A 25585-nucleotide genomic window follows, 5' to 3' on the forward strand; every position below is an offset into this window, starting at 1 on the left:
AAGGCGCTGCGCGACGGATACTGAGTCGTCGCGCGCCGGAACGGGCGGCGTTACGCCGCCCGCGCATCACACGTACAGGTAGCGTACAAGGTGGAAGAACACCGGCGCGGCGAAGCAGATCGAATCGACGCGATCGAGCATGCCGCCGTGGCCGGCGATCATCGAGCCCCAGTCCTTCGTGCCGAGCGAGCGCTTGACGGCCGACAGCACGAGCCCGCCGACGAAGCCGGCGATCACGATCGCGAGCGAGATCCCGAACGCCGCGCCGAAGCCGAACGGCGTCACGCGATACAGCGACGCGCCGCACAGCGTGGCCAGCAGGCCGCCGCCGACGAAACCCTCGATCGTCTTCGACGGCGACAACTGCGGCGCGATCTTGCGGCGTCCGAACAGTTTGCCGACCACGTACTGCAGCACGTCGCTGATCTGCACGACGAACAGGAAGAAGAACAGCAGCAGCGCGTTCTGCCCCGCGTAGTGCGGAATGTCGAGGATCAGCACGGCCGGCGCGTGGCTCAGCCCGTACACGCACACCATCAGCGCCCAGTTGATCTTCGCGTTGCGGCTCAGGAATTCGCGCGTGTCCTGCGTGAGCGCCGATACGAGCGACATCGCGAAGAACAGGTGCACGGGCACGAAGATCGAGTACATCCCGTACCAGTTGATCCCGAGCAGCAGGTACTGCACGGGGATCGCGACGAAGAACGCGATGAAGAGCGTCGTATGGTCGCTCGCCGTGGTCGGCGTGAGCGTGATGAATTCGCGCAGCGTCAGGTACGACAGCAGCGCGAACACCAGATACGTGACGTTGTTGCCGAGGCCGATCGCGATGGCCATGATCGCGATCATCGCCCACCATGCGCGGATGCGCTGGTTCAGGTTGACGATGGTCGCGCTCGTGCCGCCGCTGCGCGCGCCGAGGATCGCGCCGATCACGGTCGCGACGACGAGCACGCCCGTGACGCCCGCGACCAGTTCCCAGAAGAGGGTTCGCATGGTTGATATCCGGAAAAGGGAGGAGGGGGCGCCGCGTTCAGCCGGCCGGCCGCTGCGGCGGCGCGAGCGCGATGACCGCGTCGCGCATGCGGGCGAGGAACGTCGGCTTGTCTTCCTGAGCGCCGAGCGCTTCGTTCGCGCCGAAATGCACCTTGCAGATCAGCGGCACGGGCCAGATCGCACCCTTCGGCATGATGCGCTGCAGGTTCTCCAGATAGACGGGCGCGAGCGCGACGTCCGGGAACTCCGTTGCGAGATGGAACAGCCCGCTCTTGAACGGCTGCGGCAGCACGTCGGCGCCGCGCGTGCCTTCAGGGAAGATGATGATCGAGTGACCCTGCCGCAGCGCATCGCGCACCGGGTCGAGTGGATCACCGCCGCTTTCGCGATGACGGTCGATCAGCACGACGTTCAGCAGCTTCTGCGCGATGTGGCGCTTCAGGTCGCTGCTGTCCCAGTAGTCGCGCGCGGCGACCGGCCGCACGACTGCACGCACGTCGCGCGGCAGCGCGGCGAGGATCGCGAGCGTGTCGATGTGGCTCGTATGGTTCGAGAAATAGATCTTCTGCGTCGGCGATGGCGGCGCCTGATGCCAGACGGGATACGCGCCGGCGACGAGCCGCACGATGGACAGCAGGAAGTCGCGCTGCCAGACGTTGAGAATGTTCATCGGTGCGCCGGCTCCTGCATGCATGCCCGGCCCGCTGCGCACGCGCGGCGGACGGAACCCCGGAATGTCGGCGCGGCAGGATGCGCACCGGATCGCTCTCGTTTAGATTTTTTCAAGTTCGTGGCTGCCTGTCGCAGGTCCGCGATAATCGGACGATTCGCCGTTGCACGCTGTTGCGTCGCGGCGAATGCGCCGGTCGGCGGCGTGATAATCGGCTGTTGCACGAGTGCCCGTTTGCAGTTCGAATCGATCTCGCTGCGATCGGGCCAGCGGATTATCGCGAGTTTCGACGAAAAACGCCAGATTGGCGCCGCCGGGGCCCGGGCCGCATGCTTGACGCAGCGAGGCCGCTCGGCGACGATGAGGGCCGTTCAATCCAGGCCGGCGACGGCCGTTTCGCCGCCCGGGGCATGGCGGCGGGAAACGTATCCGATCGTGCCGCGCGAATAATACGAATACGAAACGATGAGCCTCTACGCACTCAAACCCAAATTCCAGGACCGTCTGCGCCCGTTCGCGAATTCGCTCGCCGAACGCGGCGTCACCGCCAACCAGGTCACGCTGTTCGCGGCCGGCGGCTCGATCGTCGTCGGCGCGCTCGCGGGGCTCGGCGTGTTCGCCCGCGTGCTGTTCCTGCTGATTCCGTTGTGGCTGTTCGCGCGGATGGCGCTCAATGCGATCGACGGGATGCTCGCGCGCGAGCACGGGCAGAAGAGCACGCTCGGCGCGTACCTGAACGAGCTGGGCGACATCGTGTCCGATGTCGCGCTCGTACTGCCGTTCCTCGCCATTCCCGCGTTTGCGCCGGCGGACGTCTGGCTGTTCGCGCTGACAGCGGTGATCGTCGAATGCGCGGGGCTGATCGGCCCGCTCGTCGGCGCGACGCGCCGCTACGACGGCCCGTTCGGCAAGAGCGACCGGGCGCTGGCCCTCGGCGCGTTCGCGCTGTGGATCGGCTTCGGTTTGCCGGTCGGCAGTGTCGCCGCGTGGCTGTGGCGGCTGCTGATCGTGCTGTCGATCGTGACGGCGGTGCGGCGCGTCCAGGCGGGCATTGCCGAAGCGGGCGGCTGACGGGCCGGGCGCCGGAGGGCGGCGCCACACGATTCGAACAACGAAACGAGAGAGATCGCATGAGCACACGCATGGCCCGTGAGGCTGACTTCGTCACGCACGACGGCGAAACGCTGTTCTATCGGCACTGGCCCGCGACGGGCGCACGCTGCCGCGGCGCCATCGTGCTGCTACATCGCGGGCACGAACACTCGGCGCGCGTCGCGCACCTCGTCGACGAGCTCGACCTGCCGGATTTTGCATTTTTTGCATGGGACGCGCGCGGCCACGGCCGCTCGCCGGGCGCGCGCGGCTACAGTCCGAGTGCGGCTGCGTCGGTGCGCGACCTGCAGACCTTCGTCGAGCATATTCGCGACACGCACGGCATCGCGATCGAGGAGATGGCCGTGGTCGGCCAGAGCGTCGGCGCGGTGCTCGCGGCAACCTGGGCGCACGACTATGCGCCGCCGATCCGCGCGCTCGTCGTCGCGTCGCCGGCGTTCCACATCAAGCTCTACGTGCCGTTCGCGCGGCCGGGGCTGCGGTTGATGCACAAGCTGCGCGGGCTGTTCTACGTGAACAGCTACGTGAAGCCGAAATTCCTCACGCACGATCCCGAACGGATCGCGAGCTACGCGTCCGATCCGCTGATCACGCGGCCGATCGCGGTCAACATGCTGCTCGACCTGCACGATACCGCGCAGCGGATCGTCGCTGACGCGGCCGCGATCACCGTGCCGACGCAATTGCTGATCTCGGGCGCCGACTGGGTCGTGCATCGCGGCCCGCAGGACCGCTTCTTCGAACGGCTCGGCTCGGCGCGCAAGGAGCGCGTCGTGCTGCCGGGCTTTTATCACGACACGCTCGGCGAGCGCGACCGTGCGCAGGCGCTCGCGCCGCTGCGTGCGTTCGTGCTGCGCGAGTTCGATGCGCCGAGCCCGTGCGTGTCGCTCGCCGACGCGGACCGGCGTGGCGCGTTCCACGACGAATACGCGGCGCTCGTCCGGCCGCCGGCCAACGTGTTCGCCCGTGCGTACTGGGCCCTCGCGCGCGCCGGCCTGAAAGCCGGCGGCGCGCTGTCGGACGGCATCGCGCTCGGGCTGCGGCTCGGCTTCGATTCGGGCTCGACGCTCGACTACGTGTACCGCAATCGCGCGCAGGGGCGACTCGGCGTCGGCGCGCTGATCGACCGCACGTATCTCGATTCGCCGGGCTGGGTCGGCATCCGCCAGCGCAAGGTGCATCTGCAGGAATTGATCGGCGCGGCGATCGGCCGCCTGCGCGGGCACGGCTCGCCGGTGCGGATCGTGGACATCGCGGCCGGCCACGGGCGCTACGTGCTCGACGCGATCGCGATGGCCGCCGAGCGCGACGGCGCGGCGCCCGACGACATCACGCTGCGCGACTACAGCCCGCCGAACGTCGAGGCCGGGCGCGTGCTGATCGCGCAGCGCGGCCTCGAGCCGATCGCACGCTTCGAGCGCGGCGACGCATTCGACGAGGCGTCGCTCGCGACGCTCGAGCCGCGGCCGACGCTGGCGATCGTGTCGGGGCTGTACGAGCTGTTCGGCGAGAACGCGCTGATCGAGCGCTCGCTGCGGGGGCTCGCGCAGGCCGTGCCGCCGGGCGGCTATCTCGTCTATACGGGGCAGCCGTGGCATCCGCAGCTCGAATTCATCGCGCGCGTGCTGAACAATCACCGCGGCGAGTCGACCTGGGTGATGCGCCGCCGTTCGCAGGCCGAAATGGACGAGCTCGTCGCGCGGGCGGGCTTCCGCAAGCTCGACCAGCGGATCGACGAGATGGGCATCTTCACGGTCAGCCTCGCGCAGCGGGTCGACGCGTCATGAGCGCGCTCGGCGGCGGCGCTGGCGCGGGGAGCGGGTTGGCCGAGCCGGCGGCCGGCGCGCGCGACGCGTCGTTTGCGCTGCGCGTCGGCTGGCTCGCGGCGATGGGCGCCGTATTCTTCTCGACGTACGGCTTCGCGAACTGGCTGGCCGCCCGCCGCGCCGCGGTGCCGACGTTCGCGTTCGGCTGGGAGCATGCGATCCCGTTCGTGCCGTGGACGATCGTGCCGTACTGGTCGATCGACCTGCTGTATGCGCTGTCGTTCTTCTTCTGGACGCGCCGCGACGATCTGCTCGATCACGTGAAGCGGTTGCTGACCGTGCAGCTGATTTCCGTCGCGTGCTTCATCGCGTGGCCGCTGCGCTTCGGCTTCGAACGGCCCGACGCGGGCGGCATGGCCGGTGCGCTGTTCACGCTGCTGATGGGCTTCGACAAACCGTTCAACCAGGCGCCGTCGCTGCATATCGGCTTGCTCGTCGTGCTGTGGGCCGTTTATGCGAAGCACCTGCGCGGCACGTTCGCGCGCGTCGTGCTGCATTCGTGGTTCGCGGCGATCGGCGTGTCGGTGCTGACGACCTACCAGCATCACGCGATCGACGTGCCGACCGGTGCGGCCGTCGGTTGTCTCGCCCTGTTCCTGTTTCCGCTGCGGGATGCCGCGGGCCGATTGCCGGGCGCCGACGCGTCGCCGTGCGCGGCCAGTCGCGCGCTCGCGCGCCGCTATGCGTGCGGCGCCGCGCTGGTCGCACTCGCGGCGCTGGCGTGCGTGCCGCGCGCGCCTGGCTGGGCGCTGGCGGCAGGGTGGGTCGCGCTGGCGCTCGCCTGCGTCGCCTGGGCCTACCGGCGCGGCGCGCCCAGCGCGTTTCAGAAAGATGCGCACGGGCGGTTTCCGGTTTTCATCGGCTGGCTGCTCGCGCCGACGATCGCCGGCGCGTTCGTCAATTCGCGGTTGTGGACGTTCCGGCAGCCGGCGCCGGTGCGGATCGACGAACGCGTGTCGATCGGCCGTACGCCGACGACGCGCGACATCCGGCGCCACGGCTTCACCGCGCTGGTCGACCTGACCGCCGAGATGCCGCGCTGGGCCGCGGCCGATGCATCGTTCGCGTATGCGTGCGTGCCGCAGCTCGACCTCGTCGCGCCGACGGCGGCGCAGCTCGCGCGGGCCGTCGCGGCGCTCGAACGCCTGCATGGCGAAGGGCGCGACGTGCTGGTCTGCTGCGCACTCGGCTACGGGCGCAGCGTGCTGTGCGCGGCTGCCTGGCTCGCGGCGCGGCGCGGGCTGACGAATGCGCGCGACGCGCTGGCCGCGGTGCGCGCGGTCCGGCCGCATGCGGTGTGGTCGGAGGAGGGCGTGGCCGTGCTGCAGCAGTGGATCGATCGCCGTTGCGACGGGGGGGACGGGTGATGCGCGATCCGTGCGCTCCGTTCAGGATTGCCGCCGCGCGCGGCGCGCTCGATGCGGGCGTGTGGGCGATCGCGGCCGCGCTGGCTGCGGCCGGCGCGGGCGGGGGGATCGCGGCGGGCTGGCCGCCGGCGACGCTCGCCCGCGCGCTGCTGGCCGCCGTCAGCACGGGATCGGGGATCGCGGCGCTGTGGTACGCGGTGCGCATCGAGATCGATCGGCGGCTGTTCGCCGCGTTGGCGCGGGCGGCGGGAAGTCATGCATCGGTCGACGATGGGCTCGCGGCGCTCGACCGCACGCTCGTCGATCTGGGCTGGATCGACGCAGCGAAGGCCGGGCGCACGCTCGACGCGCGCGTGCGCGGTGCGGTCCGGCTGTGCCGGGTTGCCGTGCTCGTCGCGGTCGTGCAGTGGATCGTCGTCGGGATCGCGATCGCGGGGTGGCCGATCGGCTAGCGATGCGTGCCAGGCGTCATGCGGGCGCGGAGCGCCGCGACCGCATTCGCTTGGCTTCGTACATCGCCCGATCCGCCCGCTCGATCAGCGCATTCATGTCGGTGCCGTCTTCCGGCGGCGTCGCGATCCCGATCCCGATGCCGACGCCGAGCCGCAGCGCATGTCCGTCGAATCGGAACGATTTGCCGACCTGCCGCGCAAGCCGTGTGCTTCGCCCATGCGCGGAGGACAGGGTGGTGGGGTCGACGATTTGATCCAGGTCAGTTTTCCACGAAGAAAATCCGTCGCGCGGCGCGTGCTTGCGGTAGCATACGCGCCGCCCGCGGCAGCGTGTTCCGCGCGGTCTGCAAGGATCGCGGCCGAGGCCCGGCGAGCCGTCCCGCGCCGGCAATATGCCGGTCCGGCCGTCCGACGGGCAACGGCGCAATTCTTGCCATTCACGCTTCCTGCGCAACATTTCCGACCGAATTGAGGTTTTTTCGCTTCTCAGTCGCGAATCGCGGTGAGTTTCGTTCTATTTTTGAGATAGTGTGACGAATGGGCGGGCGCCGGTGCCAGGCGCTTCGCCACGCGACGAACGGATCATTGAAGAATCCGCCGCGTCGTTCCGATAAATCAATCAGGCCATATCCGCGTTACACGACGCGCAACATATATGAGGGGAAGCAGAGGGGATGCGCACTCACGGGCATAGCTGCTTTGCGCGCGTCGATTTCGACGCGCAGGATGACCGGACGATCGTGACGCAGCGGAGCGGCGCATGAAGCCGGCCGTGTCGCTGTTCGTCCTGGCGGCCGCGATGACCGGCGCTTTCCACGCGGCCGTGCTGTCTGCCGCGCCGATGCCGGCCGCCCCCGCCGCCGCTTCGGCGGTCGCTGGCGGTCAGGCGGCGGCGCCCGATGCAGCGCCGGCCGCGGTGCCCGCGGCGGCGCCGACGGCGGCCAGCGCGTCGGCCGCCGGCCTGCCGGCGACGACCGTGCATGTGCCGTTCGCGTCGCTCGGCGCGTTCGATCCGCTCCGCCTGCGCGGCGCCGACGACGCTCGCACGATCAACGCCGGCGTGCGGCTCGATCGCGTGATCACGGGCGCGCGGTTGCGCCTGACCTACGCGTATTCGCCGTCGCTGGTGTTCCCGCTGTCGCACCTGAAGGTGTCGATGAACGGCGAGGTGATCGCGACCGTCCCGTTCGACGCCGCGCGCGCGGGCCGCACGGTGACGCAGGAGATCCCGATCGATCCGCGCTACTTTTCCGATTTCAACCAGATCGGCCTGCGCCTGATCGCGCACTACACGCTCGATCACTGCGAGGATCCGGCGAACTCGGCGCTGTGGGCCGACGTGAGCCCGACGAGCGAGTTGATCCTCGACGAATCGCCGGTGCGCTTGCCGAACGATCTCGCGCTGCTGCCCGCGCCGTTCTTCGACCGGCGCGACAACGGCCGCGTACGGCTGCCGTTCGTGCTGCCGGCCACGCCCGATTCGGCGACGCTGCGCAGCGCGGGCGTGCTCGCGTCGTGGTTCGGCGCGCTGGCCGACTACCGGCATGCGCGCTTCCCGGTGTCGGCGGCGCTGCCGGCCGACGATCAGGCCGTCGTGGTCGGCACGGCCACGACGCTGCCGGCCGGTCTCGCGCTGCCGCCGGTGGGCGGCCCGCTGCTCGCGGTCGCCGACAACCCGGCCGCGCCGGGCCGCAAGCTGCTGGTCGTCACGGGCCGCACGGCGGCCGAGGTCGACGACGCGGTCGCGACGCTCGTGCTCGGCCGCGCGGCGCTGTCGGGACCGGTGGCGACGGTCGCGCACGTCGATCTCGGCGCGCCGCGCAAGCCGTACGACGCGCCGCGCTGGCTGCCGGTGAATCGGCCGATCGCGTTCCGCGAACTCGTGAACGACCCGCGCCAGCTGGAAGTGCGCGGCACGACGCCCGACGCGATCCGGCTGAACCTGCGCGTGCCGGCCGATCTGCATTCGTGGAACGGCGCGGGCGTGCCGATCACGCTGCGCTACCGCTATACGGCGCCGACCGTGCAGGACAATTCGACGCTCGCGGTCGAGATCAACGATCAGCTCGTGAAGTCTTACCGGCTCGGGCCGGCTCATGCGGAGGACGCGCACGGTCGCATGCAGCTGCCGCTGCTGGCGGTGCCGGAAGGGCGCGTGACGAGCGACGTCGACATTCCCGCGTTCCGCGTCGGCAGCGGCAATCAGCTGCAGTTCCGCTTCACGCTCGATTCGCAGAAGACGGGCCTGTGTTCGAGCACGGCCACCGAGCCGCAGCGCGCGGCGATCGATCCCGATTCGACGATCGACTTCTCGCACTTCGTCCATTACGCGCAATTGCCGAATCTCGCGTTCTTCGCGAACAGCGGCTTCCCGTTCACGCGCTTCGCGGACCTGTCGCAAACGGCTGTCGTGATGCCCGACCGGCCGTCGCCGCAGGAGCTCGAGGCCTACCTGACGATGCTCGGCCACATGGGCGAATGGACCGGCTTTCCGGCGCTGCGCGTGCAGGTCGCGCGGCCCGGCGACGTCGCCGCGCTGTCGGGGCATAAGGATCTGCTCGTGATCGACGGCTCGCCGGCGTCGCCGCTGCTCGCGCACTGGGGCGCGGCGCTGCCGCTCGCGATCGGCGAGCGGGGCGGCGCGGGTGGCGCGGGCGCGACGCGCGTCGCGTTCACGGTGAAGGAGCGCTGGCGCAACGGCGTAGGCGTCGCCGACGGCGGCGCGCACGTCGAACAGACCGGCCCGCTCGCGGCGCTCGCCGGGTTCGAGCTGCCGGGCAGCCGCGGCCGCAGCGTCGTCGCGCTGACGGCGACCGACCAGCGGCGCCTCGGCGATCTGCTCGACGTGTTCGAGAACGCCGGGCTCGTGTCGCAGTTGCAGGGCGACCTCGCGCTGGTGCGGCCAGGGCAGGTCGACAGCTTGCGGGTCGGCGAGCCGTACGTGGTCGGCTTCGTGCCGTGGTATGCGCGCGTGTGGACGCAGGCGGCGCGGCATCCGGTCGTGCTCGGCGCGGTCGGTGTCGTCGCGGGGCTGCTGCTCGCGCTCGGCGTGTTCAGCGTGCTGCAGCGAATCGCCGCGCGTCGACGGGGGATGTAACGGATGGCGCGGGCAATGACGAAGCGACGGGCAACGCAGCCGGCGCGGCGTGCCGGCGCGACGCTCGCGCTGGCGGTTGCGGTGACGTGCGCGGCGGCTGGCATGGCCACGCGCGCGCACGCCGCGGGGGCCGGCGCAGCCGATGCGGCGGGCGCGGGATGCGGCGCGGCGTGGCCGCGCTGGGAGGCGTTCAAGCGCGATTTCGTCTCGGCGGACGGCCGCGTGATCGATGTCGGCTCGGCCGATTCGCGCACGGTATCGGAGGGGCAGGCGTATGGACTTTTCTTCGCGCTGGTCGCGAACGACCGGCGCATGTTCGACACGATCCTCGCATGGACCGAGAACAACCTCGCGCAGGGCGACCTGAGCGCGCATCTGCCGGCGTGGCTGTGGGGCCGCGCGCCCGACGGCGCGTGGCGCGTGCTCGACGCGAACGCGGCGTCGGACGCCGATCTGTGGATCGCGTATGCGCTCGTCGAGGCCGGACGGCTGTGGCACGAGCGCAGCTATACGGCGCGCGGCGCGCTGCTCGCGAAGCGCGTGCTCGACGCCGAGACGGCGACCGTGCCGGGCCTCGGCCTCACGCTGCTGCCGGGGCCGACCGGGTTCAAGCTGGCCAACGGCCAATGGCGCGTGAATCCGAGCTATTCGCCGCCGCAAGTGATCCGCGCGCTCGGCGCGCGGCTGCCCGACGACCGTCGCTGGGCCGCGCTGGCATCCAGCACCGGACGCGTGCTGCTCGACACCGCGCCGAAGGGCTTCTCGCCCGACTGGGCGTTGTATCGCGCGGGCAAGGGTTTCGGGCCCGATCCGGACACGCAGGCGCAGAGCGCTTACAACGCGATCCGCGTGTACTTGTGGGCCGGCATGCTGGACCGTGCCGATCCGCTCGCCGCGCCGCTGCTCGCGCGCTTCGCGCCGTTCGCCGACCATATCGCCGCGCACGGCGCGCCGCCGGAGCGGGTCGATACGACGACGGGCGTCGCGGGGCCGAACGACGGCAACGGCGGATTCTCCGCGGCGGCCGTGCCGTTTCTCGACGCACGCGGCCAGCACGCGCTCGCGGATGCGCAGGCAGCCCGCGTCGACACGCTCGCGCGCCAGTCGGCGCCCGGCTATTACACCAGCGTGCTGACGCTGTTCGGCCTCGGCTGGCGCGACGGCCGCTACCGGTTCGGGGCGGACGGCACGCTCGACACCCGCTGGGGAGGCCGTTCGTGCGCCGCCCGCTGAAGTGCGCCGTGCCTCACGTCGCGGGATTCGCGTGGCTCGCGTCGTCGGTGTGCGCGGCGGCGCCGGGCGTGGCGTCGGGCGCGGCGATGGCGAACCCCGCGGCACCGGCGGCCTCGGCTGCGGCCGATGCGCGGCGCGAGCTCGATACCGCGCGGATGTGGGGCATCAAGCATCGCGACGATCTCGCCCGCGATGCGCTGCGCAAGGGCCTGCTGATCGCGCCGGGCGATCCCGAGCTGCTGGCCGAACAGGTGCGCGTGCTGCTGCGGCTCGGCGACGCGAAAGGCGCGCAGGCCTCGCTGGCGCGGCTGCAGGCGCAGGCACCGAATGCGCCTGCGACGCGGCGGGTGGCCGACGAATACCGCGTCGCGACGAGCGGGCGCGGCGAGATGGCGCAGATCCGGCTGCTCGCGCGCAGCGGCCGCGCCGACGAGGCGGCCCGGCGGATCGTCGCGCTGTTTCCGAACGGCGCGCCGGCGGGGGCGCTCGGCGCCGAGTATTACCAGATCGTGTCGAATGCGCCGGGCGGGCGCGCGCCGGCGATCGCCGCGCTGCGCCGCGCGGTCGCCGCCGATCCGCGCGACACGAGCGCATCGGTCGCGCTCGCGCGGCTGTTGAACCAGCGCGACGACACGCGCGCGGAAGCGAACCGGATCGCAGCGTCGCTCGCGAAACGCGCTGACGCGGACCATACGGAAGCGATGGCGCTGTGGCGGCGCGTGCTGCAGTCGGCCGGCAGCGACCCGGCGTATCTCGATGCGCTGCAGGCCTATCTCGCGCTCGCACCGGACGACACCGAATTCCGCGATCGCGCCGCCGGCCTCGAGCGGCAGCGCGATGCGCAGCGCCGGCTCGAACGCGATCCCGACTACATCGCGCAGCAGCGCGGGTTGCAGGCGCTCGCGCACGGCGACCTGGCCGCCGCTGATCCGCTGCTCGCGCGCGCCGCGCGCTCGCGCCCGGACGACGCCGATGCGCTGGGCGGGCTCGGCTTGCTGCGTCTGCGCGAAGGGCGGCACGACGAAGCGCGCGCGCTGTTCGCGCGGGCCGCGACGCGTGCGACCGACCAACGCGGCAAATGGCTGGGCCTCGCGCGTACCGCGCAGTTCTGGGGGCTGCTCGCCCAAGGCCGCGAAGCGGCCAGCGCGGGCCGCCCGAAGGATGCCGAACGCGCCGCACGTGCGGCGCTCGCGATGCAGCCGGACAACCCGGACGCGAAGCTGCAGCTCGCCGATGCGCTGCTCGCGCAGCGCGACTGGGCGCAGGCGGAGCCGCTGCTGCGCGGCTTGCTGGCCGCACGCTCGCCGAGCCTGTCGGCCGTGCGCGACACGGCCACGCTGTATGAGAACACCGGCCGTGCGGACCGGATCGGCCCGCTGCTCGACGCGTTGCAAGGGCGCGTGACGGGCACCGACGATCGCCGCGCGCTCGACGGCCTGCGCGGCGACCTGCTCGCGAAGGAGGCGCGTGCGCTGGCCGACAAGGGCGCACGCGGGCCGGCCGCGCAACGCTACGAGGCGGCCGTGCGCGCGGCGCCCGACGTGCCGTGGACGCGCTTCGCGCTCGCGCGCCTCTATCGCGACATGGGGCTGCCGCAGCTCGGCCGCACCGTGATGGACGACGGGCTCGCACGGAGCGACACGCCCGAGATGCGCTACGCGAGCGCGCTGTACCGCAACTCGCTCGACGATGTCGCGGGCGCGCAGGCCGCGCTCGCGCCGATCGACGATGCGCACCGTTCGGACGGCATGCGCGCGCTGGCGCGCAAGCTCGATGCCGAAAGCGCGCTGGCCGACGCGCGCGGCGCGCATGCCCGCGGCGACCGCGCGGCATTCGCCGCCACGCTCGCGCACGCGCAGGCGAGCGCGCCGGACGATCCCGACATGCTCGCCGCGATCGGCGCGCAGTGGATCGACGCGGGCGAACCCGAGCGCGGCCTCGCGCCGCTGCACGACTGGATCGCCGCGCATCCGCGCGAAGCCGACGCGGACGTGCGGCTGCGCTACGGCGACCTGCTCGGCAGCGCCGGGCGCGACGATGCGCTCGCCGCGTGGCTCGACACGCTGCGCCGCGACCCGGCGCTGACGCCCGTGCAGACGGCGCGGCTCGAGGATCAGTCGCTGCGGCTCGTGTTGCGGCAGACCGACGATGCGATCGCGCGACAGGACTATGCACGGGCGCGCATGCTGCTCGATCGCGCGAGCCCGGCTGGCCGGGCGGACAAGCGTTACGCGCTCGAACTCGCCGATCTCGAACGCGCGCAGGGCCATTACGGCGCCGCGCGCGAGGCGCTCGGGCCGGTCGTGGCGCACACGCCGGACGACGCCGATACGCAGCTCGCGCTCGCGCGGATCGACGAGGACAGCGGCAACCGTGCCGCCGCGCGCGAGCGCGTGCTGGCCGTGCTGGCGCGCACGCCGGACGACGACGTCGACACGCAACTGTCGGCCGTGCGCCGCCTGAACGCGCTGCGTAGCCCGGACGACGCCGCGCCGGTGACCGAGCGGCTGCAGGCCGCGTATCCGACCCGCGCCGACGTGACGGTCGCGGCCGGGCGCGTGGCCGAGACGCAGGGCCGCTATGACGACGCGGCGTCGCTGTACCGGCTGTCGCGGTCGCAGGAACGCACGACGGGCGTGAGTCCGGGCCGCGACGGGCTCACGCCCGCGCAGGCCGCGATCGCGGAACTCGAGCAGCGGCGCAATCCCGAGATCGAGACCGGCTGGATGCCCGCATACAAATCGGGCGACGAAGGCATCTCGTCGTATCGCGCGCAGCAGGTGCCGATCTACCTGCAGATGCCGATCCGCTACGACGGGCACGTGTTCGCGCAGATAGACACCGTGCATCTCGACCCTGGCACGCTGGACACGAGCGATCCGGACGCGTATCCGCTGAAGACGTTCGGCACCTATGCGGCGCTCAGGGCACGGACGAATCCGCCGGCCCCCGCGCTGCTCGCGAATCCGCCGGGCTCGCTGCACCAGTCGACGACGGGCGTCGCGCTCGGCGCCGGCTATCTGTCGGATGCGTGGCGCGTCGATCTCGGCACGTCGCCGCTCGGCTTTCCGGTGCATTACCTCGTCGGCGGCGTGCGCTATCGCTTCGACGCGGGCCCCGCGAGCTTCTCCGTGAATGCATCACGGCGGCCGGAAACGAGCAGCGTGCTGTCGTACGCGGGGATGCGCGACCCGTGGACGGGCGCGGTGTGGGGCGGCGTGCGCCGCGACGGCGTGAGCCTGCGCGCGTCGGTCGACGTCGGCCGCACGAACCTGTTCGCGGAACTCGGTGCGGGCGTGCTGTCCGGCCGCAACGTCGAACGCAATGCGGAAGCCACGCTGCGCACCGGCTTCACGGTGCCCGTGTACGAGCGTGCGACGATGAAGGTCAGCACCGGGCTCATCGGCAATGCGTGGCACTACGCGCAGAACCTGCGCTACTACACGTACGGGCAGGGCGGTTACTACAGTCCGCAGCGCTATCTGTCGCTCGGCGTGCCGATCGAATGGGCGGGGCGGCACGATGCGCTGTCGTGGGACCTGACCGTCACGGGTGGGATCTCGAACAGCTACGAGAAGGATTCGCTGTATTACCCGACGTTCTCCGATCAGCGCGCCGCGCAGGTGGCGGCCGGGTTCGTGTACGCGGGCAGTTCGACGCGCGGCGTGTCGTTCTCGTACGGCGTGAACGGCATCGTCGAATATCGCGTGAACCCGCACCTGAGCGTTGGCGCGCAGTTGCACGTCGACCGGTCGCACGACTATGCGCCGAGCTCGGCGCTCGTCTACCTGCGCTACGCGTTCGCCGCACGCGCACCGCGCAACTGGCTCGTGACGCCGACGCCCGTGCGGCTTTATTCGGATTACTAGGGGAACGTCGTGAATACGGAATTCGATGCCACCCGCTCCGCGCCCGGCGCCACCGGCCTGGCCGACCGCCTGCGTGCGCTGTTGCGCGTGGGGCCGGGGGGCGGCCGCGCCGGCGCATTGAGCCGGCTCGCGATCGACGGTTTGCCCGACACGTGGACGCAACTGGAAGCCGGCGGCCTTTATGCGATCTACGCGGCCGGCGGCACGCCGGCATGCGATGCGCTCGTATGGGAAAGCGCGCGCCAGGCGCGCACGCGCGACGTCACGATCGTATTGGCGCGCGATCCGGCGCGCGTCGCCGCGCACATGGCATCGCTCGGTTTCGCGGGAGGCGCGCAGCCGGCCGGCTGGCCGCGCAACCTGAACGTGCTGGCGATGCCGGCGGCGGCCCAGCCGGCCGACGACGGCGCCGACGCCGGCTTGGCCGGCAACGCGCCGCGCCGCGCGGCGCCGGGCGCGTTCGCGCGGCTGACCGGCGGCTTGCGCGCGATGAAGCGCTACGGGCTGCATGCGCGTTCGCTGTATTTTGTCGAAGGCGCACAGCGCTGGTTCAGCTGGGACGATCCGGCCGCGCTCGCGGACGAAGCGTACGCACTGGCCGACTGGTGCCGCGCGCGCCGGATCGCGCTCGTGCTTTTGCTCGACCCGGAAGCGACCCGTGCGGGCGGCGCCGCCCGCGCCGACGATGCGCCGCTCGTGCGCGATGCGGATCGCACGCAGCGCGGCGACTTCCACGGTATCTGCTCGGGCGTCGCGCAGTTGCAGCGCACGCACGGCGAGCTGCTGTGGGTCGTCGATTTCTGGCGCGCGGGCGACACGCTCGCAGCCGGCGAGGTGCGGCCGCTGCGCTTCGCGCCGGGCGGCCGGCTGTCGGCGAACGTCGATGGCGGCGCGACCGAACCGGCGCGGCGGATGAAGCTCGCGCACGACGAGGATCGCGTGGTGGTCAGCCGCGCGGTGCTCGACGGTGCGAGCCGCGTGCCGGACGGCTGGGAAATCGTCGACGATAACGCGGCCGTCGTCGCCGCGTGCGCGCATGCGCAGGCCGCCACCGCGGTGCTCGCGTTCCGTTCGCATCCGCAACTCGAAGCGCTGTGCGCGGACGTGCACGCGCTGCGCCGGCAGTGCGGCGGCGCGCTGAAGATCGCGGTCGTCGAGCGCGGCGAGGTGCTGCGCCAGCAGTTCGAGGTGCTCGTGCTGAGCGTCGGCGCGAACCGCGTCGTCGCGCGCGATCTGCCCGCCTCGCGGATGCAGGCCGCCGTGCACGCGCTGCACGGCCAGCTTTACGCGCGGCCCGTCGCGGCCGACTACCGCGCGGCGCTCGCGGCCGCGCTCGGCGATTCGGTGCTCGGCTATCTGCCGGTCGGCGCGTTCTGCCAGCGGGTTCGCGCGGTGCTCGACCGCGGCGCGGTGCTCGCGCTGCCGCATACGCTCGCGAAGCTCACGCTGTTGCCGGGCGTGTCGCACGTCGACGCGCTGCGACACTGCCGGCCGCGCCGCACGGGCGACATCGTGACGGCCGATGCCGGACACCTGTTCGTGTTCCTGTTCGCGTGCGAGCCGGTCGACGCCGACGATGCGCTCGCGCGGATCTTCGACGTGCCGGTCGATACGCTGTCCGACCGCGTCGTATGCCTCGGACAGGGCAGCATCGACACCGAGCTCGACGCGCTGATGGCCGAGAACCGGCGTGCGCCGATCGCCGACTACAGCGACCTGTTCGCGGCGACGCAGCCGGCGGGCGGCGCGCGCGCCGCTCGCGGCGCGGCGTTGCCCGACGCGAGCGAGGTGAGCGACGCGATCGATGCGATCGATACCGTCGTCGCGCTCGACGCGATGGGCGTGCCGCAGGCGTCCGCGCCCGCGCCCGCGCCCGCCGTCGCCCCCGCGGCGCCGGACCCCGTCGTTCCCGCCGCGCGTGCGCGCGGCGCCGTCCGCAGCGCGATGCCGCTGCGCAAGCAGGAGGACGCATGATCGCCGACCTCGTCATCGGCTTCGTCGTCGGTATCGCGATTGCGGTGCCTGTATGGATCGTCGCGCAGCACCTCGGCATCGGCCGCGGCTTTTCCGCGCCGCGCGGCATCGACCGGCGCGACGCGGTACCGTGCGAGCTCGTGCCTGTCGTGCTGCGCGGCCGCCTGCTGCCGGGCGCCAGCGGCGATGATCGCGACAACCGCGACAACCGCGACAGCGAGGCGGCACGATGAAGACGATCGCCGTTACTTCGACGACGGGCGGCGCGGGCCGCACGACGCTCGCCGCCGCGCTCGCGGTGCTGCTCGCGCGCCGCGGCCGGCCGGTCGTCGCCGTCGAATTCGATGCACAGAACCTGATGGGCGCGGCGCTCGGCCTCGACACGCTGGCCGAACACGGTCTCGCGCACAGCCTGCTGGGCGGCGCCGAGCCGTGGCACGCGCACACGTGGCGCAACACCGACGGCGTGCTGTTCGTGCCGTACGGGCAGGTCGATGCGGCCGGGGCTGCCGCGTGCGATGCGCGGCTCGCGGCCGATCCGGCCTGGCTGTCGCGCGCGCTCGATGAGATCGCGTTGCCGCCCGACGGCGTCGTGCTGATCGACACCGCCCGTTATCCGTCGCCGCAGGCCGGGCAGGCGATCCGGTGCGCGGACCTGACGCTCGTCGTCGTGCCGCCCGAGCCGGCCGCCTGCGCGACGACGGCCGCACGGCTCGGCGCGTTGCGGGCCGGCCGTGGCGAACTGCAGATCGTCGTGAACCGGCTGAACCCGGCGCGCGACATGCAGCGCGATGCGCTGGCGATGCTGCGCGCGGTCGCGGGGCCGGCATCGATGCTCGAGCAGCGCATCCACGTCGACGCGGCGGTGCCCGAAGCGCTCGCGCGCGGCAGCTGGATCTTCGACGACGCGCCCTATTCGCAGGCATCGCACGACCTGAACGGCGTCGCGAACTGGGTCGATGCATGGCTCGCGGCGGCCGTCGCGGGCCGTGCCGGAGCGGCGCGATGAAGGCCGCGCTCGCGTCGCGACTGCGCGCGTTCGGCCGCCGGGCGGCCGACTGGTGCGCGCGCGGTATCGGGCTGCCGGCGGAACGCACGCGGGTGGACTGGCTCGTGCGGCTGTTCTTCCACGCACCGCCGCCCGGCCGGCCCGATCACGTGCGCCGCTGGGTGCGCGTCGCGTTCCTGAGGCTCGCACGAGACTGGGGCGTGCTGCAGCCGCTCAGCGTGCGCGAATGGCTGTGGCGCGCGATTGTGCGCGCCCCGCGCGCGGCCGACGGCCGTCCAGCACACGATCCGCTCGCGTGGTTCGACACGTTCGTGGTACCCGTCTACGTGGCCGGGCGCGCGCTCGGGCGGCGCGTCGACGCGATGCTCGAGCGTCTGCCGTGGGCGCGCTGGGGCGGCTGGCTCGATGCGCGCGCGAACGGCGTCGGCCGGCGCCGCTGGCTCGCGCCGCTGCTGCTCGCGGCCGGCGCGGTGCTGTGGGCGGCGGCCGGGATGTCGCCGCTGATGCCCGGCGCGCAGTTCGCGTTCTTCGCGATCGTCGCGGTGCTCGCGCTCGCGCTGCGCCGGCTGCCCGGCCACCTGCCGACCCTCGCGCTCGCGTCGCTCGCGCTGCTGGCGGCCGTGCGCTACGTGTGGTGGCGCACGACCCAGACGCTCGACTTTCGCGGCCCGGTCGAAGCCGTCGCCGGCTATCTGCTGTACGGCGCCGAAGCCTATACGTGGATGATCCTGCTGCTCGGCTTCGTACAGACCGCGTGGCCGCTCGACCGGCCGATCGTGCCGCTGCCCGACGATCCGGACACCTGGCCGACCGTCGACGTCTATATCCCGACCTACAACGAGCCGCTGTCGGTCGTGAAGCCGACGGTGTTCGCCGCGCAGAGCATCGACTGGCCGAGCGCGAAGCTGCGCGTGTACCTGCTCGACGACGGCCGGCGTCCGGCGTTCGCGGCATTCGCGGCCGAGGCCGGCATCGACTATCTGACGCGCGACGACAACCGCCACGCGAAGGCCGGCAACATCAACCGTGCGCTGCCGCAAACGCACGGCGAGTACATCGCGATCTTCGACTGCGATCACGTGCCGACGCGCTCGTTCCTGCAGACGACGATGGGCGTGTTCCTGCGCGATCCGAAGTGCGCGCTCGTGCAGACGCCGCACCATTTCTTCTCGCCCGATCCGTTCGAGCGCAACCTCGGCACGTTCCGCGAGGTGCCGAACGAGGGCAACCTGTTCTACGGCCTCGTGCAGTCGGGCAACGACCTGTGGAACGCGACGTTCTTCTGCGGATCGTGCGCGGTGCTCAAGCGCAGCGCGCTGGAAGAGGTCGGCGGCGTCGCGGTCGAGACCGTGACCGAGGATGCGCATACGGCGCTCAAGCTGCATCGGCGCGGCTACACGTCGGCGTACCTGCCGACCGTGCAGGCGGCCGGCCTCGCGACCGAGAGCCTCGCCGGCCACGTGAAGCAGCGCACGCGCTGGGCGCGCGGGATGGCGCAGATCTTCCGCATCGACAACCCGTTCCTCGGGCGCGGGCTCGGCCTGATCCAGCGAATCTGCTACGGCAACGCGATGCTGCATTTCTTCTACGGGATTCCGCGGTTGGTATTCCTGACGATCCCGCTCGCATACCTGTTCTTCCACCTGTACTTCATCAACGCGTCGTCGCTCGCGCTCGCGAGCTACGTGATCCCGTATCTCGTGCTCGCGAACATCGCGAATTCGCGGATGCAGGGGCGCTACCGGCATTCGTTCTGGGCCGAGGTTTACGAATCGGTGCTCGCGTGGTACATCGCGCTGCCGACCACCGTCGCGTTCTTCAGCCCGAAGCACGGCAAGTTCAACGTGACCGACAAGGGCGGCAAGATCGACGAAGGTTACGTCGACTGGTCGACGTCGAAGCCGTATCTCGTGTTGTTCGCGCTGAACGTGCTCGCGATCGTCGCCGGCCTGTGGCGGCTCGTGACCGAGCAGGGCGACGAGGCGTCGACGATCCTGATCACGCTCGGCTGGACCGTGTACAACCTCGCGATGCTCGGCGCGGCGCTGGCCGTCGCGCGCGAGACGAAGCAGGTGCGCGTCACGCACCGGATCGCGATGCGGGTGCCGGCGATGCTGCTGCTCGCCGACGGCTCGACCGCCGCATGCTTCACGAGCGACTACTCGACCGGTGGCCTCGGCCTCGAAGCGGTGCCGGGGCTGCCGCTCGCCGTCGGCGACACGCTGACGGTGTGCGTGACGCGCGGCGACCGCGCGTTTCCGTTCCCGGTGCGCGTGACCCGTGCGACGCCGACCCACGTCGGCGTGAGCTTCGAGGAACTGACGCTCGAGCAGGAGCGCCAGCTCGTGCAATGCACGTTCGGCCGCGCGGATGCGTGGCTCGACTGGCACGAAGGCGCGCGGCCCGACACGCCGCTCGGCGGACTCAAGGAAGTGCTTCGGATCGGGCTGGACGGCTATGTACGGATGTGGAAGGGTGCGGCGCGCGGCCTGCAGGCCATGCTCGCGCCGAAACTCGATCGCGCGCGCGACTGACGCGGCACGCATCATGGAGTGGGTTAGATGACGTTCTGGAATCTGTATTTCATCCTGAAGTTCGCGCTGTTCGCGACCGGGCACCTGCAGCCGTTCTGGCTCGCGAACCTCGCGTTCGCGGTGGCGCTGGCGGCGAGCGCGCCGCTGCGGTCGCGCGCGTGGCGCATCGTCCGGCAGGTCGCGGCGATCGCGATCGCGGTGCCGCTGCTCGCGCGCGAGCTGCATGCGCCCCCGCTCGCCCGTCTCGCGGAGGCCGCGCGCGAGGTCAGCACGTTCCGCCTCGACTACTGGATGGAGCTGTTGCCGCGCTTGTTGCCGCCCGTGCTGGCGCTGACGATCGTCGGCGTGCTGATCGTCTATTTCATCGTCAACCGCTGGCTGCGCGTCGCGACGTTCGTGGTGGTCGCGCTGGTCGCGATGCCGCTGTGGCAGGCCGGGCTGATGGCGCGCGTCGCCGCGCCGGCCCAGCAGCAGGCGAGCGCGGAGGGCGCCACCCGCGTCGACCAGCCCGAGGATCGCAACGCGGCGCTCGCGACGTTCCGCACGCAGGAGTCGCAGCGGCAGGTCGCGTTCGGCCATCTCGGCAGCGATCCGGCCGCGCAGTTCGACGTGATCGTGCTGCACATCTGCTCGCTGTCGTGGGACGACCTCGATGCGGCAAAGGTGCGCAACCATCCGATGCTGAGCCACTTCGACTACCTGTTCACGAACTTCAGCACGGCCGCGAGCTACAGCGGCCCGGCGGCAATCCGCGTGCTGCGCGCGAGCTGCGGGCAGGAAGCGCATGCGGACCTGTACAAGCCCGCGCCGCAGCAGTGCCACCTGTTCTCGCAACTGGCGGGCGCCGGCTACACGGTGCAGTCGCTGCTGAACCACGACGGCCATTTCGACAATTTCCTGCAGGTGATCCACGACAACATCGGCGTGGCCGATGCGCCGATGATCTCGAACGCGGCCGCGCCGGTCGCGATGCACGCGTTCGACGGCTCGGCGATCAAGGAAGACTATGCGACGCTCGCCAACTGGTACGCGCAGCGCGCGGCGGTGCCGGGGCCGGTCGCGCTGTACTACAACACGATCAGCCTGCACGACGGCAACCGCGTGGTCGGCAGCGCGCTGACGAGCATCGACTCGTATCCGCAGCGCGCGACGAAGCTGATGACCGATTTCGACCGGCTCGCCGACCTGATCGCGCAATCGGGCCGCCGCGCGGTGATCGTGTTCGTGCCCGAGCACGGCGCCGCGTTGCGCGGCGACAAGAACCAGGTCGCGGGGCTGCGCGAGATTCCGACGCCGCGCATCGTGCACGGGCCGGTCGGCGTGCGGCTCGTCGGTTTCGCCGGCAATCACGGCGCGACGACCGTGATCGAGCAGCCGACCAGCTTCCTCGCGCTCGCGCAATTGCTGTCGAACCTCGTGTCGAACAGCCCGTTCAAGCCCGGCGCGACGCTCGCGCAATACGCGGCCGATTTGCCGCGTACGCGGATGATCGGCGAGAACGAGGGCACGGTGACGATGCAGACGGCCGCGGGTTACGCGGTCAAGACTCCGGACGGCGTATGGATCGACGAACAGTAACGATTACCGGCGAAGGCGACGACGATCGTCTGTCGCAACCGAACGACGTGATCGGCCTCGCGCGGCATCTGCCCGCGCTCGATCCCGAGCGCTACGTCGACGAACAGGCGCGCCGCGCGTTCGACGCGTCGCTCGAACGCTGGCCGACGCTCGCGAAGCTGATGGGATTGAAGCGGTAAATGCACGACGATCGGCACGACGGCCGGAATGGCTGCCGGCCGTCGTCGGTGCGTCGGGACGGGACGCTCATTGCGTCTTGCGTTCCGGCTGGCGCGTCCATTCGCTTTCTTCGCCCGGCACCTTGCCGAACGTCTGATCGGCCCACGCGGCACGTGCGGCGTCGATCTTCGCGCGTTGGCTCGACACGAAATTCCATTCGATGAACCGCTCGCCCGGCAGGTGTGCGCCGCCGAGCAGCATCACGCGTGCGCCGTGCGTGCTCGCGAGCGCGACGGTCGCGCCCGGTTCGAGCACGGCCATCGTCGCGCTCGCGAGCGGCGTGCCGTCGACGGTGAGATCGCCATCGACCAGATACACGCCGCGTTCGTCGTGCTCCGCATCGAGTGCGAGCCGTGCGCCCGGCGCGAATTCGGCCACCGCATAGAGTGTCGGCGAGAACACGGCCACCGGCGACGCGAGTCCGAACGCGGTGCCCGCGATCACGCGCACGGTCACGCCGTCGCGCGTGAACGACGGTAGCGTGTGGGCCGCGTGGTGAACGAACGCGGGCGCGGTGTCTTCATGCTCGACCGGCAGCGCGACCCAGGTCTGGATCCCGTGCACCGGCTGCTCGTGCGGCCGATCCTCGTCGGGCGAGCGCTCCGAATGCACGATGCCGCGGCCGGCCGTCATCCAGTTCACGTCGCCCGGCACGATCTTCTGCCGGAAGCCGAGGCTGTCGTGATGCATCAGCGAGCCCTCGAACAGGTAGGTGACGGTCGCGAGCCCGATGTGCGGATGCGGCAGCACGTCGATGCCGCGGCCGGCCGGCAACACGGCCGGCCCCATCTCGTCGAAGAAGATGAACGGGCCGACGAGGCGCGCCGCGCGCGCGGGCAGCACGCGCCGCACGACGAGGTTGCCGATATCGCTTTCGCGCGGCGTGAGCAGGGTCTTGATCGAGGCGGACATGGTGGGCTGGGTCGTGGTCAGGGGGAATGCGTCAGGCGATCGCCGTATCGATCGCGATCGGATGCGTGAGGATCTTGTGCACCGGGCAGGCATTCGCGATCTGCAGCAGGCGTTCGCGCTGCTCGTCGGTCAGGTCGCCGTCGAGCGTGATGCGGCGCACGATCGTGCTGCCCGCGCTGCCCGCTTCGTGCGCGAGCTTCACGTGCACTTCGTCGAGCGGCCAGCCTTTTCGTTGCGCGTACATCTTCAGCGTGATCGCGGTGCACGCACCGAGACTCGACAGCAGCAGCGCGACCGGCGTCGGCGTCGCATCGCCGCCGCCGTGCGACGCGGGTTCGTCGGCGCGCCACTGATGGACGCCATCGCTGAAGTGGACGAGGTAATCGACCGGGCCGATGCTCGCTTCGACGGACAGTTCGCTCATTGCGGTTCCAGGTGGGGAAAGGGGACGGGCCGGCCGGGCAGGCCGGGCGTTACGGTTCGAGCAGGCGCTGCAGCCGCAACTCCTCGAAATCGAGCTCCGATTCTATGCGGTGCAGCACCGCGTCGTCGACCTTGCCATCGCGATGCAGGTCGAGCAGCGCGCCGCGCGACACGCCAACCAGTTCGAGCTCGACGCGCAGCATCCGCGCGCGTACGTCCGCGGGCGCCGCTCCGTCGCGGTGCGCGCGTTCGTTGAACGCGACGCGGTTGCGGTATTCGGTCAGCAGCCGGTCGAGCGATGCACGTTCGAGGCCGGCGCCGCGCTGTTCGCGCGCATCGAGTTCGGCGAGCGCCGCGCCGAACGTGTGCGCACGCACCGCGTGCTCGGACATCGTGCGGCGCACGGCCGGGCGCAGCTTCAGCGCGCGGATCAGCGGCGCGAGCGTGCCGCCCTGCACGACGAGCGTCGCGATGATCAGCAGGAACGTGCTGAACAGGATCAGGTCGCGGCCGGGGAAGTTGGCGGGCAGCGCGATCGCGGCCGCGAGGCTCACGACGCCGCGCATGCCCGACCAGCCGAGCACGACGGCCTCGCGCCACGACCACGGCGCGTGGCCCGTGCGCGGGGCGCGCAGGCGGCCCGGCAGCCACATCGCGACGAACACCCACACCACGCGCGCGCCGATCGCGGCGGCCGTCGCCGGCAGCGCGACCCGCAGCCCGGCCATCAGCACCGCGCCTTCGTGGTTCACGCGCGCGAGGATCGCGTGCAGCGCGAGGCCGATCAGGATGAACACGAGCGCGTCGAGCACGAACACGATCGCTTCCCACGTCGCCTTCGCCTTGATCCGCATGTCGGCGTCGAACACGCGATGCTGGCGCACGCCCAGCACGAGGCCGCAGGTGACGACCGACAGCACGCCCGAGCCGTCGACGGCTTCCGCGATCCCGTAACTGCCCCATGCCATCGCGAAGGTCACGACGATGCCGAGCATCGGCTCGCGCAGGCGTTGCAGCACCCAGCACATCGCATGACCGCATGCGAGGCCGACTGCGATGCCGATCAGCGTGAGCGAGAAGAACAGGCCGGTGGCGCTCGCCGCCGTGATCGACGCGGCGAGTGCGGCCGACACGGCCATCTGGTACAGCAGCAGGCCCGACGCATCGTTGACGAGGCTTTCGCCTTCGAGCACCGCGACGAGCCGTGCGGGCAACGGGTGGCGCTGCAGGATCGCTTTCGCGGCGACCGCGTCGGGCGGCGACACGATCGCGCCGAGCGTGAAGCACGCGGCCCACGGCAGCGCGGGATTCGCCGCGTGCACGGCGAGCGCGACCGCGACGGTCGTAAACGCCACGGCCCCGAGCGCGAGCGACGCGATCGATGCGAGTTCCTGCCGGAATTCCTTCCACGCGGTGTAGAAGCCGCTCGACATCAACAGCGGCGGCAGCACTGCCGCGAGCAGCAGCGCCGGGTCCATGTCGGGCACGCGCTTGCCGGCGACGGCGACCACGCAGCCGCCGAGCAGCAGCACGACGGCCGGCGGAATCGAGATCCGCTCGGCGAGCCACGTGAGGGCGCCCGCGCCGCAGATCAACAGCAGCAGGTAATGGAACAGCTCGACGTTGGTCATGCGTGGCGGGCGGCGATGGGGCGGATCACGAAGGCTTGCGGTCGTTCGCGGCGCCGCCCGGCAGCGCGCCGAACATGTGCTGGCTGCACTTGGCATCGCGCCATGCGGTGTGCAGCCGGTGGCCGGACAGCACGCGTCGCGCGACCGGCAGGATCTGTTCGCCGGCCAGCATGCCGAGCAGGCCGACGAGCGCGATGACCGGCGGCGCGGGCGAGTTCACGCCGATCGCGCCGTAGATGACGCCGGCGAGGATGCCGGCGAGCAGCGACAAGACATACGGTTTCATGGTGCGCCTGGTGGTGGCCGAGCGGTGCCGGAGCGGCACCGTCAAAGTCTTGAAAGCGTATCGGGTTTGCGTGAAGAAAAAAAGGGCGGGCAGCCCCGAACGGGCATCCATTCGGGAATCGGATCGATTCCGTTTCTTGGGTGTTCGCGCCGTGCGTTTGCGGCTTAAATATTGCCGCGCGGATGACGATCCGGCGCCGACGCATTCCGGGCTCCTCCCGCTGTCGCGGTCGAGGCAGGCCCCTCTTTTTTCGTTCACAGGACTCCATTCGCCATGAGCAACCCGAAGCTTGAAGTACTGACGCCGCAGAACAGCCAGTTGATCTTCATCGACCAGCAGCCGCAGATGGCGTTCGGCGTGCAGTCGATCGATCGCCAGACGCTGAAGAACAACGTC

The 25585-nt window shown here is 71.1% G+C and carries 20 protein-coding genes and 1 pseudogene; 14 read left to right on the forward strand and 7 right to left on the reverse strand.

Going from position 1 to position 25585, the window contains the following annotated elements; genetic code table 11:
- Window positions 1-66 precede the first annotated feature (66 nt).
- Window positions 67-996, reverse strand: coding sequence for a phosphatidate cytidylyltransferase (locus WT24_RS27560; RefSeq protein WP_059502067.1), 930 nt, complete (start codon window positions 994-996; stop codon window positions 67-69).
- A 37-nt stretch (window positions 997-1033) separates the two neighbouring features.
- A complete protein-coding gene (locus WT24_RS27565; protein WP_006481857.1) occupies window positions 1034-1666 on the reverse strand; it encodes a lysophospholipid acyltransferase family protein in 633 nt (210 codons plus the stop codon).
- A gap of 465 nt (window positions 1667-2131) precedes the next feature.
- Here WT24_RS27565 and WT24_RS27575 point away from each other — a divergent pair, with 465 nt between their 5' ends.
- The 4 genes from WT24_RS27575 to WT24_RS27590 are packed head-to-tail and all read left to right on the forward strand — an operon-like array spanning window position 2132 to window position 6424.
- Window positions 2132-2737 carry a CDP-alcohol phosphatidyltransferase family protein gene (locus WT24_RS27575; RefSeq protein ID WP_060036401.1) on the forward strand — a complete coding sequence of 202 codons (606 nt, stop codon included), beginning with the start codon at window positions 2132-2134 and terminating at the stop codon, window positions 2735-2737.
- Window positions 2738-2796: 59 nt separating this feature from the next.
- Complete coding sequence (locus tag WT24_RS27580) at window positions 2797-4566, forward strand: bifunctional alpha/beta hydrolase/class I SAM-dependent methyltransferase (RefSeq protein WP_060036402.1); 1770 nt, start codon at window positions 2797-2799, stop codon at window positions 4564-4566.
- On the forward strand, window positions 4563-5972 hold the full coding sequence (locus WT24_RS27585) for a phosphatase PAP2/dual specificity phosphatase family protein (RefSeq protein WP_060036403.1): 1410 nt from the start codon (window positions 4563-4565) through the stop codon (window positions 5970-5972). The genes WT24_RS27580 and WT24_RS27585 overlap by 4 nt, the downstream gene beginning before the upstream one ends.
- Window positions 5972-6424 carry a hypothetical protein gene (locus WT24_RS27590; RefSeq protein WP_060036404.1) on the forward strand — a complete coding sequence of 151 codons (453 nt, stop codon included), beginning with the start codon at window positions 5972-5974 and terminating at the stop codon, window positions 6422-6424. Before WT24_RS27585 ends, WT24_RS27590 begins: the two co-directional genes overlap by 1 nt.
- Window positions 6425-6440: 16 nt before the next feature.
- On the opposite strand, the gene WT24_RS35670 is transcribed toward WT24_RS27590, so the two are convergent.
- Window positions 6441-6881, reverse strand: coding sequence for a diguanylate cyclase domain-containing protein (locus tag WT24_RS35670; RefSeq protein ID WP_306453367.1), 441 nt, complete (start codon window positions 6879-6881; stop codon window positions 6441-6443).
- Window positions 6882-7184: 303 nt separating this feature from the next.
- On the opposite strand from WT24_RS35670, the gene bcsB reads away from it, so the two are divergent.
- From bcsB to WT24_RS27640, 9 genes are read left to right on the forward strand one after another with little or no spacing between them, the layout of a single operon-like run.
- On the forward strand, window positions 7185-9521 hold the full coding sequence (gene bcsB, locus WT24_RS27600) for a cellulose biosynthesis cyclic di-GMP-binding regulatory protein BcsB (RefSeq protein ID WP_060036406.1): 2337 nt from the start codon (window positions 7185-7187) through the stop codon (window positions 9519-9521).
- Window positions 9522-9524: 3 nt separating this feature from the next.
- The gene (bcsZ, locus tag WT24_RS27605) at window positions 9525-10754 is read left to right on the forward strand and encodes a cellulose synthase complex periplasmic endoglucanase BcsZ (RefSeq protein WP_060036407.1); all 1230 of its coding nucleotides are present in this window, start codon (window positions 9525-9527) and stop codon (window positions 10752-10754) included.
- The gene (locus WT24_RS27610) at window positions 10739-14623 is read left to right on the forward strand and encodes a cellulose synthase subunit BcsC-related outer membrane protein (protein WP_060036408.1); all 3885 of its coding nucleotides are present in this window, start codon (window positions 10739-10741) and stop codon (window positions 14621-14623) included. Before bcsZ ends, WT24_RS27610 begins: the two co-directional genes overlap by 16 nt.
- A gap of 9 nt (window positions 14624-14632) precedes the next feature.
- On the forward strand, window positions 14633-16597 hold the full coding sequence (gene bcsE, locus WT24_RS27615) for a cellulose biosynthesis protein BcsE (protein WP_060036409.1): 1965 nt from the start codon (window positions 14633-14635) through the stop codon (window positions 16595-16597).
- Entirely contained in the window at window positions 16594-16830 is a 237-nt protein-coding gene (locus tag WT24_RS27620) for a hypothetical protein (protein ID WP_060036410.1), read from the forward strand. The genes bcsE and WT24_RS27620 overlap by 4 nt, the downstream gene beginning before the upstream one ends.
- A complete protein-coding gene (gene bcsQ / locus WT24_RS27625) occupies window positions 16827-17606 on the forward strand; it encodes a cellulose biosynthesis protein BcsQ (RefSeq protein ID WP_060036411.1) in 780 nt (259 codons plus the stop codon). Before WT24_RS27620 ends, bcsQ begins: the two co-directional genes overlap by 4 nt.
- The gene (gene bcsA, locus WT24_RS27630; protein ID WP_060036418.1) at window positions 17603-20140 is read left to right on the forward strand and encodes a UDP-forming cellulose synthase catalytic subunit; all 2538 of its coding nucleotides are present in this window, start codon (window positions 17603-17605) and stop codon (window positions 20138-20140) included. The genes bcsQ and bcsA overlap by 4 nt, the downstream gene beginning before the upstream one ends.
- Before the next feature lie 27 nt (window positions 20141-20167).
- Window positions 20168-21718 carry a cellulose biosynthesis protein BcsG gene (bcsG, locus tag WT24_RS27635; RefSeq protein ID WP_060036412.1) on the forward strand — a complete coding sequence of 517 codons (1551 nt, stop codon included), beginning with the start codon at window positions 20168-20170 and terminating at the stop codon, window positions 21716-21718.
- Window positions 21700-21897 carry a hypothetical protein gene (locus WT24_RS27640; RefSeq protein WP_059502092.1) on the forward strand — a complete coding sequence of 66 codons (198 nt, stop codon included), beginning with the start codon at window positions 21700-21702 and terminating at the stop codon, window positions 21895-21897. Before bcsG ends, WT24_RS27640 begins: the two co-directional genes overlap by 19 nt.
- 67 nt (window positions 21898-21964) lie before the next feature.
- Here the strand turns inward: WT24_RS27640 and WT24_RS27645 are convergent, their stop codons facing one another.
- Genes WT24_RS27645 through WT24_RS27660 form a run of 4 tightly spaced genes read right to left on the reverse strand, consistent with a single transcriptional unit; the run spans window position 21965 to window position 25189 of the window.
- Entirely contained in the window at window positions 21965-22849 is an 885-nt protein-coding gene (locus tag WT24_RS27645) for a pirin family protein (RefSeq protein WP_059502094.1), read from the reverse strand.
- A gap of 31 nt (window positions 22850-22880) precedes the next feature.
- Entirely contained in the window at window positions 22881-23273 is a 393-nt protein-coding gene (locus WT24_RS27650; protein ID WP_060036413.1) for an OsmC family protein, read from the reverse strand.
- A gap of 49 nt (window positions 23274-23322) precedes the next feature.
- Window positions 23323-24903, reverse strand: a complete 1581-nt coding sequence (locus WT24_RS27655) for a sodium:proton antiporter (protein ID WP_060036414.1) — start codon at window positions 24901-24903, stop codon at window positions 23323-23325.
- A gap of 25 nt (window positions 24904-24928) precedes the next feature.
- Complete coding sequence (locus WT24_RS27660) at window positions 24929-25189, reverse strand: XapX domain-containing protein (RefSeq protein WP_060036419.1); 261 nt, start codon at window positions 25187-25189, stop codon at window positions 24929-24931.
- 273 nt (window positions 25190-25462) lie between these two features.
- Here WT24_RS27660 and WT24_RS27665 point away from each other — a divergent pair.
- Window positions 25463-25585, forward strand: a pseudogene (locus WT24_RS27665) (hydrolase); the annotation flags it as partial.

It is taken from the genome of Burkholderia sp. MSMB1078WGS, assembly GCF_001528895.1.
Classification (GTDB): Bacteria; Pseudomonadota; Gammaproteobacteria; order Burkholderiales; family Burkholderiaceae; genus Burkholderia.